Origin of the sequence: Mesorhizobium sp. CO1-1-8 (assembly GCF_020164875.1) — a bacterium.
Classification (GTDB): Bacteria; Pseudomonadota; Alphaproteobacteria; order Rhizobiales; family Rhizobiaceae; genus Mesorhizobium.
Genome location: NZ_JAIUGZ010000006.1, coordinates 385,045 through 401,840 on the forward strand (window position 1 = coordinate 385,045; position 16,796 = coordinate 401,840).

The window sequence follows — 16,796 nt, forward strand, 5'->3', positions numbered from 1 at the left end:
CCTGAAATGACCGCCGAGACCGTTCTCCACAATGCCCGCATCGTGCTTGCCAACGAGATCGTCGAGGGTTCGCTGGTGCTGCGCGACGGCTTTATAGCCGGCATCGAAGCCGGCACCAGCCACATCGGCGAGGATATGGGCGGCGACTATATCATTCCGGGGCTGGTCGAATTGCACACCGACCATCTTGAAGGCCATTACGCGCCGCGGCCCAAGGTGCGCTGGAATCCGATCGCCGCGGTGCTCGCCCATGACGCGCAGGTGGCAACCGCCGGCATCACCACCGTGCTCGACGCCTTGCGCGTCGGCATGGACGAAGACGCCGACCTGACATCGGCCGACATCCGCAAGCTGGCCGACGCGATCGAGGACAGTGTGAAGCAGGACCGTCTGCGCGCCGACCATTTCATCCATCTGCGCTGCGAGGTTTCGGCGCCGGACTGCCTCAGGGCTTTCGCCAATTTCGACGGCGACGAGCGGGTCAAGCTGGCATCGCTGATGGACCATGCCCCAGGCCAGCGCCAGTTCGTCAACCTCGAAACCTATGCCTACTATTACCAGCGCAAGCTGAAGCTGACCGATCGCGACTTCAAGGTGTTCTGCGAAAAGCGGATGGCCGAATCGGCGCGCAATTCGGCGCCGAACCGGGCGGTGATCGCCGCCGCCTGCCAGGAGCGCGGCATCGTGCTGGCCAGCCACGACGACGCCACATCAGGCCATGTCGACGAGGCGATCGAACAGGGCGTCCGGGTCGCCGAATTCCCTACCACGGAAGAGGCCGCCAGGGCCTCTAAAGAGGCCGGGATGGGTGTGCTGATGGGCGCGCCCAACGTCATGCGCGGCGCCTCGCATTCGGGCAATGTTTCGGCCCGTACGCTGGCCAGCGACGGCCTGCTCGACATCTTGTCGTCCGACTACATCCCCTTCAGCCTGATCCAGTCGGCGTTCTTCCTCGGCGATGTCGTCGAAGGCATTTCCCTGCCGCAGGCGGTCGCCATGGTTTCGAAAAACCCGGCCGATGCGGTTGGCCTGACCGACCGCGGCGTCATCGAGCAGGGCCGCCGCGCCGATCTGGTGCGGGTGCGTGTCGACGACCATGTCCCAGTCGTGCGCACCGTCTGGCGGCAGGGACGCCGGGTGGCATGATGGTGTCGGCGTCGATCGAGCGGGAACTGTCGGCCGAGACGTTTCCGATCCGCGATGGCGTTTTTGTCGCCGTGGTCGGCCCAAGCGGCGCCGGCAAGGACACGGTGATCGGCTACGCCCGCAGCCATTTTGCCGATGAGACAAGGCTGGAGTTCGTCCGCCGGGTCATCACCAGGCCGAGCGATGTGGCCAGCGAGGATCACGACACGCTGGCGGATGCCGCCTTCGTCGAAGCCGAAGCCGACGGAGCCTTCGCCATCTCCTGGCAAGCGCACGGCTTGCGCTACGGCATCCCCGCCGATGTCGACTGGTCTGTCGCCAATGGCCGTGTCGCTGTCGCCAATGTGTCGCGCGCGATCATCCCCTCCTTGCGCGAACGCTATGCCAATCTGGCCATCGTCGAGATCACCGCCTCACCTGAAGTGCTGGCCGAGCGCCTGGCGATGCGCGGCCGCGAGTCACGCGGCGAAGTGCTGGCGCGGCTGGCACGCAGCGCCAATGTCACTCTGTCCGGGCCCGGCGTCACCTCGATCGACAACAGTGGCCCGCGCGAGGCGGCCGGCGAACGCTTCACCGAGGTGCTGCGCAAGGCGATGGCATTTTCAGACATGTCGGGCCTGATCTAGACTAGGTCGACCGCCTCTGGCTTTGGTGAAAGACGCCAAGCCCGGCTTTGCGCCGGGCGCCAAATCCAATCATCGCAACGACTTGACCGCATGCATAAAATGGAAAAATATGGTACCGGTACCAGCCAAACTGCTCGTGCGCTCGTAGACAGCCTCAATGTATTATAATAGCATACCATTATAAGTCGCGGAGGAGCGCTGCGCCCCGTTTTTGCAATGGGAAGCCAGCGAGCGAAATACCGATCCTGCTTTGCGTCGTCGAGCGGCTGCGCCCCGCGCGAACGACCCCGACACAAGGCGCTAGAAATGCATGGGAGGAAAACATGCGGACTTTCCTGAGAGGGCCCAGTGCCTTGCTGGCGGGCATTGTGCTGGCGCTTGCGGCACTCAAGCCGTCGGTCGCTTCGGCGCAGACGGTCGACGAGATCATCTCGCGCGGCAAGCTGGTCGTCGCGGTGGACACCACGACGCCGCCCTACGGCTTTCTTGACGCCAATCTGAAGCCGACGGGCTTCGACATCGAGGTTGCCAACAAGATGGGCGAGGCGCTCGGCGTGCCGGTTGAATTCGTCACCGTCACCTCGCCCGGCCGCATTCCGGCGCTGCTGACCAAGCAGGTCGATGCCGTGATCTCGATCTTCTCGATCACGCCGGCTCGCGCCATCCAGATCGACTATTCTATCCCCTATGCCGGGCAGTCGGCGGTGGTGATCGCGCCGAAGAGCACCAGCATCAAGGGTGTCGCCGACCTCGTCGGCAAGAAGGTCGGCCTGACGCGCGGCACCGGCGAGGACGGCCTGCTGACCAAGGCCGCCGAAGCCAATCCGGGCATCGAGATCCTGCGTTTCGACGACTACTCCTCGCTGCTGCAAGCCATGGTGTCGGGCCAGATCGACGCCATGGGCGGCGGCGACTATGGCGAGATCTATCTGAAGAAGGCGCAGAACGGCGATGCGTTCGAGCAGAAATACGTTCTCAAGACCTTCTATTTCGGCATCGGCGTCGCCAAGGGCAACGACAATCTGCGCCAGTGGATCAACACCTGGCTGTTCACCATGAAGACCGACGGAGCGCTGGATGCACTGTCGATGAAATACCGCAACCAGCCGCTGCCGACGCTGCCGGTGTTCTGATCGCCTTGTCCCGTGGCGGGGCCGCCATAGCATCGGCCCCGCTTGCCTGACCTCGTGACGGGATGCCCATGCAAACCGCCCTGCAATTCGGCCCGATCCTCATCCATCTCGACCTGCTGCTGCGCGGCCTGGCGAAGAGCATCCAGCTGGCTGCCCTGTCGATCCTGTTCGGCACCGCCATCGGCATACTCGGTGCCGTCGGCCGCAGCTTCGGCCCGCGCTTGCTGTCGTGGCCAATCGCCTGGTATGTCGAGCTGATCCGCAACACGCCGCTCTTGATCCAGCTCTATTTCGTTTTCTTCTCGCTGCCGCTGTTCGGCTTCAAGCTGTCGAGCAACATTGCAGCCGTCGTAGCACTCTCGATCCATCTCGGCGCCTACGCCACCGAGATCCTGCGCGCCGGTATCGAATCCATTCCCGAAGGGCAGATCGAGGCGGCCAAGTCGCTTGGCCTCAGCCGCTGCCTTATCATCCGCCATGTCATCCTGGTGCCGGCGGCGCGCGCCGTCTACCCGTCGCTGTCGGCGCAGTTCATCCTGCAGATCATGGGCACCTCGATCGTAGGCGCCATTGCGGCCGAGGAGCTGACTGCGGTCGCCAACAACCTTGTCATGCAGACCTTCCGCAGCTTCGAGGTCTACATCGTCATCGCCATCATCTATTTTGCGCTGGTGCAGGCCGCCAGCCTGCTCTTCGCCGGCATCGGCAAGCTCATGTTCAGGTGGAAGCTATGAGCCTGCGCGATTTCGGCCCCAACGAATTGATGTTCCTGCTTTTGGCAACGCGCTGGACGATCCTGCTGGCGCTGATCGCCTTTGCCGGCGGCGGCCTGATCGGCCTCGTGGTGGCCGCGATCCGCGTGGCGCCGGCGCGGCCGCTGCGCTGGCTGGCCGCCGGCTACATCCAGTTCTTCATGGGCACGCCGATCCTGATCCAGCTGTTCATGGCCTATTACGGCTCGTCGTTCCTTGGCTACCGGCCGGACCCCTGGGTGGCCGCGTCCGTGACCTTTTCCCTCAATGGCGGCGCCTTCTTCGGCGAGATTTTTCGCGGCGCCATCGAGGCGATCCCGAAGGGGCAATGGGAGGCAGCAACGGCCCTCGGATTTCGCTTCACCCGCACGCTGCGGCTGGTGATCATCCCGCAGGCGGTGCGGCTGATGCTGCCGCCGACCGTCGGCTTCATGGTGCAGATCGTCAAGACGACATCGATCGCCTCGCTGATCGGGCTGACCGAGCTCGCCCGCGCCGCCACGCAGGTCAACACCGTGACCTTCCAGCCGGTGATGGTGTTCGGCACCGTGTCGCTGATCTACTTCGCACTGTGCTGGCCGCTGTCGCTCTATGCCGGCCATCTGGAGCGTCGTTTCGCGACCGGAACGACGCGCAAGGTCGAGACACCGCTGGTCATGTCGGCGGCGTAGTCAGACCGCCTGCCAAGGGAAGCCCAAGGTCTCGCATACCAAGCCACGTCAGCCCTTGGTTCTTATACTCATCCGATACAAGGAGATATGCGTGGGCCATCTGCATAGCCAGAAGCAGCGCTTGCACTTCATCAATGCCGAAGGCCCGAAATGCCCGCTTCCTTGCTGGAAAAACGATCTGATAGTCACAGCGACAATCCTCATCTCCACGGATCGGTCGCTGGAATCGACATACGACCTCATGCGCACCCATGGCGAATGTCCGTGACACAAACGGTTGATCCATTGAAACTTTGCCTCCGCTAAGCAGGGCAACTTAGCCGTTGAACCAAAGATCGTAAAATGGATCAAAGCCTGAGCGGACTGGGGTTGAATCTTAACCCTTGAACGCCGGCAAGGTGAGGCCCTTGACGCCGACGTCGAGCGCGAACAGCCCACCCGGATTCTTCTGGCCGACGAAATGGCTGGCGGGGCGCCGGAGCACCGCCGAAGTGACATAGAGGATGTCGAGGTCCTTGCCGCCGAATTCGCAGCAGGTCGGCAGGTCTGTCGGCAGCAGCACCGTCTGCATCAGGCGGCCATCGGGATCGTAGCGGCAGACCTTGCTGGTCACCGGAATGGTCACCCAGTAGCAGCCCTCGGCATCGACGGTGGCGCCGTCGGCGAGACCGCCGGTCACCGTCATGTCGATGAAGGTGCGGCGGTTTTCGATGTCGCCGGTGGCGGCATCGAAATCATAGGCCCAGACCGCCCCGGCATGGCTGTCGGAGAAGTACATGACCTTCGAATCCGGGCTCCAGGCCAGCCCGTTGGAGCAGCCGATGCCGTCGATCATCCTGTGCACCGACAGATCGGGATCGAGCCGGTAGAGCGCGCCGATGAATTCGATCGGCTGTCCCGGCACCTCGAACATCGAGCCCGACCAGAACCTGCCCTGGCGGTCCGGCTTGCCGTCGTTGAAGCGGGTCTTCGGCATATGCGCTTCCGGGTCGACGATCGCCTCGAATATGCCGGTCGCCGGATCGAAGAAATGGAAGCCGTCGGTCATCGTCAGCACGAGGCCGCCCTTCTCGCGCAGGCCGAGGCAGCCGGGATAGTGCGGCGTCTGGAAGACATCGTCCTTGCCGGTCGAGGGGTCGTAGCGGTGGATCAGCTTCTTCCAGATGTCGATCCACCAGAGCACGCCGGCCTTGGGGTCCCAGAGCGTGCCCTCGCCGAGTTCGGCTCCGGCATCGACGACACAAGTGATTTCGACCATGGTCAGCCCTCTTTCCTGCGCAGCCTGCCGCCAAGCCCGGCGAAGGTCTCGCTGCCGATCGACACGGTGAGCAGGATCACCGCGCCGTAGACGATGAGCAGAGCGCCGCTGGACAGGTTCAGTGCCGGCAGCAGGCCGGTGAGGATTGTCAGCACCATGGCGCCGGCGACGGTGCCGAGATAATGGCCGCTGCCGCCGAGGATCGAGGCGCCGCCGATGGCGACAGCCGCGATCGAGGTGAACAGATAGGCGTCGCCCATGCCGAGATAGGCCTGGCCGGAATAGCCGGTCAGAAGCATGCCGGCGAAGGCGGCGGTGAGGCCCGAGATGACATAGGTCAGGATGGTGGTGCGCACTGTGGGCACGCCGGAGAATTCGGCGACCGTGGCGCTGGTGCCGAGCGCATAGAGGTGACGGCCGAACGCCGCCTTGGAGAGCAGCAGGGTCGCCAACAGCGTCAGCGCCAGCCAGATCAGCGCGATGACCGGGAATCCGCCAATGCGCCCGACCGACAGGAACTGGATCAGCGCCGGCGCCGAGGGCGTCGGCGAGCCCCCGGTCAGCACCAGGATCAAACCTTGCAGGATGACGTTGGTGGCCAGCGTCATGATGATCGGCGGTACGCCGAAATGGGCGACGCCGACGCCGTTGATCAGGCCGATGAAAGCGCCGCCGGCGAGCAGCAGCGGCATGACCCAGACCAGCGGCAGGTCCTGGCCGCCGCACAGCAGCGCCATGACGATGGCCGCCGAATTGAGCACCCATGGCACCGACAGGTCGATACCGCCGCCGATGATGACGAAGGTCTGGCCGAGCGCAACGATGCCGACAAAGGCCGCCAGCACCACGGTGGAGCGCATGTTGGAGACCGACAGGAAGCCCGGCGAGAACAAAGCGGTGACCAGGAGCAGCACGACCATGCCGGCATAAGCGAGCACGATCAGCCGGTTACGGGCGAGGAAGGCGTTCATTGGACACGCTTCCTTGCAGCCTTTTCGGCGACGGAACTGGCCAGCACCGAGAGCAGCAGGATGACGCCGGAGGCGACCGGCTGCCAGTAGCTCGACACATGCAGGACGAAGACCAGATTGCCGATCAGGGTCAGCACGAAGGCGCCGATGAGCGTGCCGGAAAGATGTCCGCGGCCGCCGAACAGGCTGACACCACCGATGACCGCCGCCGCCACCGAAGGCAGGATGTAGTCCTTGCCGATGGTCGGCGAACCGGCGCCTGTCTGCGTCGTCAGATAGAGTGCGGCACCCGCCGCGAACAGGCCCGACAGGCCATAGGTGATGACGTTGACCCGGGTGATCGAGACGCCCGATAGGAAGGCCGACTTTTCGTTGGAGCCCGTCGCCTGGATGGTGATGCCGATCCGCGTTGCGCGGAACCACCACCAGAACAGCAGCAGCGCCAGCAGCATCCAGACCGGGCTGGTCAGGCCGAACAGCTGGGCATAGCCGAAGCCGACCCACCAGCCGGGAACGCTGCCGCCATCGGTCGGCAGGATGATCATGGCGACGCCGTCGAGGATCGACCAGGTCGCGAGCGTGACCAGGAACGGCTGCAGCTTGAGCAGCGAGATCAGCAGGCCATTGAACGCGCCAATCAGGAAGCCGAGGGCCAGAATGACCAGCGCCCACAAGGCCACGGTCGACGGATCGTCGGTGAAGCGTGTCGCCGCGATCACCGTGCCGAGGCTGATCATGCCGCCGATCGACAGGTCGATGCCGCCGCGCACCAGCACGATGGTCTGGCCGGTTGCCGCCAGCATCAGCGTCATCGCGGCCGCCGTGTCGAGGTTGATCTCGTCCAGCGAGAAGACACCGGATTGCAGGTTGCCGTAGATGGCAACGATCAAGGCTAGCATCAGGCATGCGACCAGGAACGGCGCGCGGTCGAGCGCGCGGCCGCGCCAATCGATGCCCTGCCCGGCGGGTTTCAGTTCGGCTGGCCTTTGCGCCATCTCAACAGGTCTCTCTGCGACTGACATCACCATGCCTCAGGCCGCCTCACTTTCAAGCATGGCGGCGCGCAAAATGCCTGCTTCCGAGATACGCTCACCCTCCAGAGTGGCTGCAATGCCGCCATTGCGCATCACCAGCACACGGTCGGCGACATGGACGAGTTCCGGCATGTCGCTGGAATGGAACAGGATTGCATAGCCCTTGGCCGCGAGATCGCGCATCAGCTGGAATATCTCCCCCTTGGTGCCGACGTCGACGCCGCGTGTCGGGTCGTAGAGCAACAGCACGCGCGCTTGCGTGAGCAGCATCTTGCCGAAGATCACCTTCTGCTGGTTGCCGCCCGACAGCGTGCCGGCAAGCTGTTCCGGTGTGCCGGCCTTGATGCGCAGGAAATCGACCATCTCCTTGACGAGGGCAGCTTCCTTTTGCCGGCTCAGCAAGCCGTTTTCGGTGAAGCGCCTGATGACCGACAGGGTCAGGTTCTCGCGCACGCTCTTGGTCAGAAGCAGGCCCTGCCCGCGCCGGTCCTCCGGCACCAGCGCGATGCCGTCCTTGCCGGTCAGCGCCTGGCGTGGATTGCCGATCGAAACCGGCTTGCCCCACAGCTCGACGGTGCCGCTCGCCTTGCTGGCGCCGAACAGCGACTGGAACAGTTCGCGCTGGCCGTGACCTTGCAAGCCGCCGACGCCGAGCACCTCGCCCTCGCGCAGCGCGAAGTCGACGCCGGAGAGCCGGCTGCCGCTGGAAAAACCCTTGACCTTCAGCGCGATGCGATCGGTCGCAGTGGCAATCCGTTCGGGATAGAGCCGGTCGAGATGCCGGCCGATCATCTGGGTGACGATCTCGTTGTCGGACACCGCGTTGGCCTCATGCACGGCGATGGTGCTGCCATTGCGGAAGATGGTCAGCCGGTCGGCGATGGCGCGCACCTCGGCCATGCGGTGCGAAATGAAGATGACCAGCCTGCCCTCGGCGGCCAGCTGCCGGGTGAGCTTGAGAAGCCATTCGGCTTCGCGCGCCGGCAGCGCCGAGGTCGCCTCATCGAGGATCAGGATGCGCGGATCCTTGGCCAGCCCCTTGGCGATCTCGACGATCTGCCGCTCGGCCAATGTCAGCCGCCGCAACTCCTGCTCGGGGCGCAGCGCCGGGAAATTGTACTTGTCGAGCAGCGCCAGCGTCTTGCGGCGCGTCTCGGCGCGATTGATGGTGCGCAGAAACGTCCTCGGCTCATGGCGGAACCAGATGTTCTGCTCGACGCTGAGGTCGGGGATCAGCGACAGTTCCTGGAAGACTGCGGCGATGCCGCGCGCCTGGGCAGCATCCGGATTGGCCGGGCGATAGTCCTGGCCGTCGACCAGGATCGAGCCGCCATCATGCCGCACCGCGCCGGACAGGATCTGGATGAAGGTGCTCTTTCCGGCGCCGTTTTCGCCGAGCAGTGCGTGCACCTCGCCGGCGCGGGCACTGAATGTCGCTTCGCTCAGCGCGACAATGCCGCCATAGCGTTTGGACAGGCCTTTGACGGTGACGAGGTCCATGAATGCGCCTTCGAAAAACTCTCCCGACATCTCGCGATGCCGGGAGACAGGGTCGTGGTCACGGATGTTACTTGCTGCCGGCGGCTTCCGCAGCGGTGATCTCGACCCAGTCGGGCGTGATCGGCAGCGTCAGGCCGGGCGCCTGGTCGGGGAAGGCGTTCTCGCCGACCGCGATCTTGATCATCTTGGTGCCCGGATAGAGCTTGGACTCGAAGGGATCGGTGGTGACGAAGTCACCCTTGACCGAGATCGAGCGTTCGGCCGGCTTCTTGCCGGTGTCGAGAATTTCGACCGCCAATTTGATCGCTTCCGAAGAGAGATAGGCCGGATTCGAGCCGAGGATGCACTTGGCGCCTTTGGTCTGCGCGCAGGTGAGGGCGGCGACGTTATAGGAGAAGCCGACGACCGGGACGATCGGCCGGCCGGCATCCTTGAGCGCCTGGATGGCGCCAGAGCCATAGCCTTGCGTCATGATGCCGTCAATCTGCGGATTGGCGGCAAGCAAGGCGGCGACCCCGGACTGCTCCGGTCCGAGCGCGTAGTTGCCGTTGTAATAGCCGACGACCTTGATGTCGGGATATTTGGCCAGCACCTTCTCATAGCCCTGCTGCAGTTGGGCTGAAATCGGCGCGCCGGCAAGGCCGCGGTCGAGGATGATGTTGCCCTTGCCGCCAAGCTGCACGGCCATCCACTCGGCCATGACCGAGGGGATACGGTCCCAGTCGGAAGCGACGGCATAGGCGCAGGGCTCGGTCACCACCTGGTCAAAGCTGATGACGACGATGCCGGCGTCGCAGGCCTTCTTGATGGTCGGGTTCAAGGCCGAATCCGAACCGGCATCGACGAGGATGGCGTCCGGCTTCTGGCGGATGATGTTGTTGAGCGAGTTTATCTGCGCCTGAACGGTGTTCTCGACATTCTCGATCTTGAGGTCGACGCGACCCTTCAGCGGTCCCTTGTTGACCGAAACGGTGGCGACGCGCTCCATCTGCTGGCGCCAGTCATTGCCGACGAAATTGTTCGAGAGATAGATGGTGTAGGGCTTCTTGTCCTCGGCACGGCTCGGCGCTGTGCCGATGGCGATTGCAGACATGGCAAGAGCTGCCACTCCGATGCAACCTGTCTTCAGTTTCATGGTCTCTCCTCCTTCGTGTTTCCTGCATCAGCCAGCGACGGACTTCGCCATCTTGGTGGGTGCTGCAGGCAAATTGATACCGGTACCAATACGCCTTGTCAATTTAAGCCAAGGCGCATTGGGGACGCTTCGAGGCGACCATTCGCCACCGATTTGCAGAGTCGCTCATTTCGCGCCGGCGGCCTCGGCAGGAGTGATTTCAACCCAGTCCGGGCTGACCGGAAGAAACAGACCGGGAGCCATGTCCGGAAAGGCGTTCTTGCCGACCTCGATCTTCTGCATGGCCGCGTCGGGGTACAATTCGGACGCGATCGGATCGGTGGTGAGGAAGGCATTGCGCAGCAGGATCTTCTTCTGCGCCGGCTTCTTGCCGTCGAGGATCTCGACCGCCAGCTTCAGGGCCTCGGCCGACAGATAGGCAGGGTTGGGCGCCAGGATGCACTGGGCGCCTGCCGTCTGGGCACAGGTCGTCGTCGTCAGGTTGAACGGACTGCCGGTGATCGGAACGATCGGACGGCCGGCATCCTGCAGCGCCTTGATCGCTCCGGCGCCGTAGCCCTGGACGAAGATGGCGTCGACTTGCGGATGGGCCGCCAGCAGGCTGGCGACGCCGGCCTGTTCCGGTCCGAGCGCATAGTCGCCGTTGAAGTAACCGACCACTTCAATGCCGGGATATTTCTTGATGACTTCTTCGAAACCGCCCTGCAGCTGAGCGGAGATCGGAGCACCGGCAAGCCCGCGATCGACGAGGATCTTGCCCTTGCCGCCGAGTTTCTTGACCAGCCATTCGGCCTCGACGCGCGGCGCCCGGCCCCAGTCGGACTCCATGGTGTAGGCGCAGGGCGCGCTGACGATCTGGTCGAAGGCGATGACCACAATACCGGCTTTGCAGGCCTTTTCGATCGTCGGGTTGAGGGCTTCTCCGGAGCCTGCATCGATGACGATGGCATCGGGCTTGTTGCGGATGATGTTGTTGAGGGAATTGATCTGCGCCTGGACGGTGGTTTCGACCACTTCGACCTTCAGATCGACGCGACCGGCGAGCGGCGGTTTTTTCACCGCGATGTCGGCACTGCGCAGCATCTGCTGGCGCCAGTCATTGCCGACGAAATTGTTGGAGAGATAGATGGTGTAGGGCTTCTTGTCCTGTGCGTTGGCCGGCACGGCATCGATCGACAGCAACGTCGTCGCGATCACCGCAAGGCCGGCGAAAAATGCGCCTGCTTTCATGATTTGCTCCTCCCATGTTTGTTGCCGGCCGCGAACGCCGCCGCCTATCATGTGCCTTCCAGGCACACCCCCTTATGAACAGACCTTGTTTCGTGCATGCCGTTACCCCGGAACCGCTGCGCGCTTTCGGGCATGCAATGCTCGACATCGGACGGGGTCGCGCACCCACGTTCGATCGTGGTTTCGTCGCGGCCACTATCCTAGCTATAATGCTATTATAATTTTATAAAGCTGTCCATGGGCGGGACGGGAAAATCCGCGTGGACGATCGCGCCGATCGGCCCGCCGATCCGGTTCAGACCAGGTCGTTCGGCGCGTCATAGCTGATGCTGAAGAGATCGGCCGGATGCCGGGCAATGGTGAACTCGATGCTCTGCAGGTCGGCCGATTGGTAGAGCATCTCCACGCTCAGGACCGCACTGCCGAGAGCGACGCCGAGGTCTTCGGCGATGGCCTCGTCGGCGATCTCGGCGCGGACCGTGACATGCGCGACGTCCAGCCGCAGGCCGAGATGCCGTTGCACCGAGCGAAAGATCAGCACGTCGGAAAAATCGTCCCGCTTCAGCTTGGCTCCGACAGCAGGCGGGAAATAGCTGGTGATCTGCGCCTTCTTCTGCTCGCCCACCGACAGGATGCCGCGCAGGCAGTAGCCCGCCTCGTCCTTAGCCATGCCGAAATGGCGCTGGAGCACGGGGGAAACCTCCTTGCGATAGGATTTCACCGTCAGCTGCGCGTCCTTGGTGAACGCCGCCATGTCGGCAAAATTCTTGAATTTCCAGCTCAGATTGACTGACGGATTGCGCGCCGTGACCACAGCCGGTTTCGCCGACCGTTTTCTGATCAAGCCGTCGGCCTCGAGGTCCCGCAGCGCTTGCCGCACGGTGATCAGGCTGACGCCGAAATGCTCGGCGATGGTCGCCTCCTTCGGCAGTTCGCCGCCGACCGGGAAGGTGCCGTCGCCGATCGGCTCGCGGAGGATGTCGGCGAGCTGGCGATAGAGCGGCCCGTTCGAGCGGCCGAGCGTGCGCCGGGGAAGACTGTCGATGGTGGGAACGGAGTTGTCCATGAGCCTCGTCGCGCCTGTGTCGAAGCTTTTATAATAGCTTCTTTGGCCCGAGGCTAGGCGATGCCGACGACGATCGGCAACGTCAGACGAAGAGCCGGAGCGGATGTTCGATCGCCGATTTCAGGGCGGCGAGCCACGCTGCGGCGGCAATCTCGTCAACGCCTGCCGCGTCCGTGACGAGCAGGCATTCGGCATGGTCGCCTGTGCTACTGACCGAGACAGCCAGGCGCATGGCGCGGCCCGGCAGCAGCGGCAGCATCACCGGCCGGATGTCGCCCGCCGGCAGCAGGCGGATGGAAAGCAGCGCCGGCATTTCCGCGTCGTCGCGACTGTCGGCCAAAGCTGCTAGCCGCGTTGTGCGCAGCGACGTCAGCGGCGCTTCAGGAACGGTCGCAAACACCGCTTGCCGGCCTGCCAGTTCCAGCGCCACCGGCGCGTCGCCGGTCTTGGCGGCATCCGCGATCTCACCGCATACACGACCCGCCGCGCGCAGCAGCACGTCGTCGAGGTCGAACGCTCTCCCCGTGCTCTCCAGCGCGGCCAGCAGGTCTCGCAGCGCGGTCAGCGCGACCGACGCCGCAAAGGCGGCGATGCGGGGAGCCGCAACAGAAGGGGCGACGACATCGGGCAAATTTGCGGGCGCGGCAGCCGCAACGAAGCCCAGCACGTCGGCGGCCAGGATGCGGCCGCCGGGACCGCTGCCGCGAAGGGTTTCCAGCGGAAGAGCGCGCTCGCGCGCCAGGCGGCGCGCATAGGGCGAAACAGCCAGCCGCGGGGTCTGCGCCACTGCCATGTTCATTTGAGATACTCTGCATTGACGCAGTTGGTGAGCCGGCCCTCGGCGAGATAGGCGTGCACGACCTCGATCGATTTCAGCCTGAGGTCGCGCATCGATGCCGGGCTGTAGAAGGCCGCGTGCGGGGTGACGATCAGCCGGTTGGCGATCCAAGGCTCGCGGCGGCACCATGCCGCCAGCAGCGGATGATCGAGATCGCCGGGTTCGTTCTGCAGCACATCGAGCCCCGCTCCCGCGACCGTACCCTTGCGCATCGCGGCTTCCAGTGCATCGAGATCGACGATCGGGCCGCGCGCGGTGTTGATGAGGACAAGGCCGGGCTTGGCGGCGGCGAAGGCGGCCGCGCCGAGCAGCTTGCGGGTCTCCTCGCTCAACGGCGTGTGGACGCTGACGACATCCGCCCGCCCCATCAGCTCGGCCAGCGAATGAACCCGCTCGTAGCCGGTCGAGAGGTCGACGCCGGACAGAAGATGCGGGTCGTAGAAAACAACCTTCATGTCGAAGGCGGCGGCGCGACGCGCTGTGGCCAGCCCGATGCGGCCAAGCCCGACAATGCCGAAAATGGCGCCCTTGTGCCGGCGCACCAGCGGCGCCTTGGAGAAATGCCAGCCTTCAGTGCCATGGCCGGAAAGCTCCGCGCCATAGGCGGAGGTGCCGCGCGTCAGCGCCAGCATCAGGCCGATGGCGTGGTCGGCGACTTCGGTGGTGCCATAGTCCGGCACATTGCAGGCGGGGATCCCGCGCGCGCCCCAGCCTGCCGTATTGATGTTGTCAAAGCCGACGCCGGAGCGCACCGCGATCCTCGCCTTGGGAAAGGCTAACGGAGCGGCCGCGACATTGTGGGTCGGCGAATAGTTGATGACGGCATCGACCGTCTCGCAGACAGCCGGATCGAGACTGGCGGCCTTGTCGTTGGTCGACCGGGCGAGGATGAGTTCGATGTCGGGATAGTGCTCACGCTCGAGTTCGGCTTCGTCGGCGGCTTGCCAGTTGGCGCACAGGATCTTCATGCTTGCCCTTCGGAATGGTTGGGAACGAGAACTATTTCTTGATGCCGCCTATGCGGCCGCCCATCGGTACGACGGCGCCGACCGGCTGGTCGATCGCACTGAGCGTACCGCTGATCGGCGCCTCGATCTCGACGACGGCCTTGTCGGTCTCGATCTCGGCGATCAGCTCGCCTTCCTTGACCGCATCGCCGACCGCCTTCAGCCATTTGACGACGGTGCCTTCACTGACGGTGAGGTCACCGAACGGCATTGTTATCGGCTCGTCGTCGCTGGCGGCAGGTGCAGTCGTTGGCGCTAGCGTGGCGGGCTGCGGCCTGGCCGCAACAGGTCCAGGCTTAGCCGGCGCAGCACTTTTCAAGCCGACCGTGTACCAGTGATCCGGCACCGGCGGCTTGCCCGCGATGACGTCGCGCACGCCCTGGACGATGCGCGCCGTGTCGACCAGCATGGCGCGCTCCAGCACCGGCGCGAAGGGGTGCGAAGTCGGCGCCGTGTGCAGCCTTCCGGGCGGTGCGTCGAGCTCGTCGAAAGCGAGTTCGTTGATGGCTTGCGCGATCTCGCCGCCAAGGCCGCACATCGCCCAGGCTTCGTCGACGATCAGCAGACGATGAGTCTTGCGCACGCTGGCGACGATCGTGTCGATGTCGAGCGGCATGATGGTGCGCGGATCGATGACTTCAACCTCGATACCCTCAATGGCCAGCGCTTGCGCCGCCTCCAGCGCGCGCTGCACCATCTGGCCGGCGGCGACGATGGTGATGTCGATGCCGGCTCGCGCGATGCGCGCGACGCCGAACGGCACATAATGTTCGCCGACCGGCACCTCGCCCTTGGACGCGAACAGCGCCTTGGGTTCGAGCATGATGACGGGATCCCCGGCCCTGAGCGCCGTCTTCATCAACCCCTTGGCATCGGCCGGGGTCGAGGGCACGCAAACGATGAGGCCCGGCATGTGGGCGAAGATTGGGTGATAGATGCCGCTGTGATGCGGGCCGGAACTGCGCAGCGCTCCAGCGCCGACGCGCACCACCATCGGCGCGCTCATCAGGCCGCTGGTCATGTAGCGCAGCTTTGCTGCCTGCAAAAAGATCTGCCCGGCGGTCTCGAAGGCGAAGTCGGCAAACATCAGGTCCGAGACAGTGCGCGCGCCGGTGGCCGAGGCGCCGACGGCAGCGGCGGTAAAGCCCTGTTCGGAAATCGGCGTGTCGACCATCCGCTCGGCGCCGAACTCCTGCCAGAGATTCTTGGTGTGGGCGAAGCTGCCGCCGCGTTCACCGGTACCCTCGCCGAAATAGAGGATCGCCGGATTGGCGCGCATCTCCTCGGCGAGGCCGTCGCGCACCGCTTCGAGCCAGCCTTGCGTGCGCGTCTCGCCGATGGCGCGCGGTTGCAAGGCGGCCGGCGGATTGATCGGGTCGGCAAAGACATGCAGGCGCACTGTCGCCGGATCAGGCTCGGGCGAGTTGCGGGCGAAGGCCAGCGCCTCCTCGACCACCTTCTCGATCCGGCCTTCGATGGCTGCCAACGCTTGCGCATCGGCAATGCCATACTCCTCGACCAGCTTCTTGCGGAACATGTCGATCGGATCGCGCTTGATCCAGGCGTCGAGTTCCTCCTGCGTCCGGTAGGTGCCGATAACCGGATCGCCCTCATGGTGGCCGACAGTGCGATAGGTCTTGGCCTCGATCAGCGTCGGGCCTTTACCTGAACGCGCGCGCTCGGTCGCTTCCTTCATGGCCAGCCAGACAGCAAACACGTCGTTGCCGTCGACGGCGACGCTTGGCATGCCGTAGGACGCGGCCTTGGTGGCGATCTCGGGATTGAGCGTGACGGAGTTGAGCGGCGTGGCCGTGGCGTAGAGATTGTTCTCGCAGACGAAGACCGCAGGCGCCCGCTGTACGGCGGCGAAATTGAGCGCTTCGTGGAAGCCGCCATGGTTGGCGGCGCCGTCGCCGAAGAAGGCGACGCCGATGTCGTCGCGCCCCTGCTGGCGCGCGCTCATGCCGATGCCGACGGCATGGCCGATGCCGGCGGCGACGATGCCATTGGTGCCGAACAGGCCGACCGAGCGGTCATAGAGATGCATGGTGCCGCCGCGGCCGCCGCAAATGCCGTCGGCCTTGCCGAACAGCTCGGCCATCACCCGTCCGGGATTGGCCCCCTTGGCCAGCGCATGACCGTGGCCGCGGTGGGTCGAGGTGACCCAATCGGTCGGACGCAGATGCGCGCAGACACCGACCCCCGTCGCCTCTTCGCCGATGTAGAGATGCAGGAAGCCGGGCGTCTCGCCCTTGCGGCAGGCGATCTGGGCGATGCTTTCGAAGCGACGCAACAGCACCATGCGTTCGAACAGGTCGAGCAGGATTTTCCGGTCGGGCAGATTTGGCGCACCTTTGAAATGCTCGCGTGCGCGCGCCGCAGAAATTGCCACCAAAGCCTCCCTGGATCCGTCTGGTGCCGGGCGGCAA

16 protein-coding genes are annotated in these 16,796 nt (G+C 64.5%); 5 read left to right on the top strand and 11 right to left on the bottom strand.

The features are described from left to right. Window positions 1-6 precede the first annotated feature (6 nt). The 5 genes from LB558_RS15510 (at window position 7) to LB558_RS15530 (ending at window position 4,328) form a co-directional block, all read left to right on the top strand. Window positions 7-1,146 (top strand): alpha-D-ribose 1-methylphosphonate 5-triphosphate diphosphatase, encoded by a 1,140-nt coding sequence (locus LB558_RS15510; RefSeq protein ID WP_224698330.1) that lies wholly within the window; start codon window positions 7-9, stop codon window positions 1,144-1,146. Further along, a complete protein-coding gene (gene phnN / locus LB558_RS15515) occupies window positions 1,143-1,772 on the top strand; it encodes a phosphonate metabolism protein/1,5-bisphosphokinase (PRPP-forming) PhnN (protein WP_224698331.1) in 630 nt (209 codons plus the stop codon). Before LB558_RS15510 ends, phnN begins: the two co-directional genes overlap by 4 nt. A 323-nt stretch (window positions 1,773-2,095) precedes the next feature. Next, window positions 2,096-2,905 carry a transporter substrate-binding domain-containing protein gene (locus LB558_RS15520; RefSeq protein ID WP_224698332.1) on the top strand — a complete coding sequence of 270 codons (810 nt, stop codon included), beginning with the start codon at window positions 2,096-2,098 and terminating at the stop codon, window positions 2,903-2,905. 68 nt (window positions 2,906-2,973) lie between these two features. Beyond that, a complete protein-coding gene (locus tag LB558_RS15525) occupies window positions 2,974-3,639 on the top strand; it encodes an amino acid ABC transporter permease (protein WP_224698333.1) in 666 nt (221 codons plus the stop codon). Then, a complete protein-coding gene (locus LB558_RS15530) occupies window positions 3,636-4,328 on the top strand; it encodes an amino acid ABC transporter permease (protein WP_224698334.1) in 693 nt (230 codons plus the stop codon). Before LB558_RS15525 ends, LB558_RS15530 begins: the two co-directional genes overlap by 4 nt. On the opposite strand, the gene LB558_RS33190 is transcribed toward LB558_RS15530, so the two are convergent. From LB558_RS33190 to LB558_RS15585, 11 genes are all read right to left on the bottom strand, one after another. Beyond that, complete coding sequence (locus tag LB558_RS33190) at window positions 4,312-4,614, bottom strand: DUF6968 family protein (protein WP_412033468.1); 303 nt, start codon at window positions 4,612-4,614, stop codon at window positions 4,312-4,314. The two genes, LB558_RS15530 and LB558_RS33190, sit on opposite strands and share 17 nt — an antisense overlap. 90 nt (window positions 4,615-4,704) lie before the next feature. After that, window positions 4,705-5,586, bottom strand: a complete 882-nt coding sequence (locus LB558_RS15540) for an SMP-30/gluconolactonase/LRE family protein (RefSeq protein WP_224698336.1) — start codon at window positions 5,584-5,586, stop codon at window positions 4,705-4,707. A 2-nt stretch (window positions 5,587-5,588) separates the two neighbouring features. Further along, window positions 5,589-6,557, bottom strand: a complete 969-nt coding sequence (locus tag LB558_RS15545; protein ID WP_224698337.1) for an ABC transporter permease — start codon at window positions 6,555-6,557, stop codon at window positions 5,589-5,591. Next, the gene (locus tag LB558_RS15550) at window positions 6,554-7,552 is read right to left on the bottom strand and encodes an ABC transporter permease (RefSeq protein ID WP_224698338.1); all 999 of its coding nucleotides are present in this window, start codon (window positions 7,550-7,552) and stop codon (window positions 6,554-6,556) included. The genes LB558_RS15545 and LB558_RS15550 overlap by 4 nt, the downstream gene beginning before the upstream one ends. Before the next feature lie 36 nt (window positions 7,553-7,588). Continuing rightward, a complete protein-coding gene (locus LB558_RS15555; protein WP_224698339.1) occupies window positions 7,589-9,091 on the bottom strand; it encodes a sugar ABC transporter ATP-binding protein in 1,503 nt (500 codons plus the stop codon). A gap of 67 nt (window positions 9,092-9,158) precedes the next feature. Continuing rightward, a complete protein-coding gene (locus LB558_RS15560) occupies window positions 9,159-10,226 on the bottom strand; it encodes a substrate-binding domain-containing protein (RefSeq protein WP_224698340.1) in 1,068 nt (355 codons plus the stop codon). A gap of 165 nt (window positions 10,227-10,391) precedes the next feature. Beyond that, window positions 10,392-11,456, bottom strand: a complete 1,065-nt coding sequence (locus LB558_RS15565) for a sugar ABC transporter substrate-binding protein (protein ID WP_224698341.1) — start codon at window positions 11,454-11,456, stop codon at window positions 10,392-10,394. A 295-nt stretch (window positions 11,457-11,751) separates the two neighbouring features. Continuing rightward, complete coding sequence (locus LB558_RS15570; protein ID WP_224698342.1) at window positions 11,752-12,522, bottom strand: GntR family transcriptional regulator; 771 nt, start codon at window positions 12,520-12,522, stop codon at window positions 11,752-11,754. An 82-nt stretch (window positions 12,523-12,604) separates the two neighbouring features. Then, entirely contained in the window at window positions 12,605-13,321 is a 717-nt protein-coding gene (locus LB558_RS15575) for an E3 binding domain-containing protein (RefSeq protein ID WP_224698343.1), read from the bottom strand. Then, complete coding sequence (locus LB558_RS15580) at window positions 13,318-14,328, bottom strand: C-terminal binding protein (protein WP_224698344.1); 1,011 nt, start codon at window positions 14,326-14,328, stop codon at window positions 13,318-13,320. Before LB558_RS15580 ends, LB558_RS15575 begins: the two co-directional genes overlap by 4 nt. A gap of 31 nt (window positions 14,329-14,359) precedes the next feature. Further along, entirely contained in the window at window positions 14,360-16,759 is a 2,400-nt protein-coding gene (locus LB558_RS15585; RefSeq protein ID WP_224698345.1) for a thiamine pyrophosphate-dependent enzyme, read from the bottom strand. Between the last annotated feature and the right edge of the window lie 37 nt (window positions 16,760-16,796).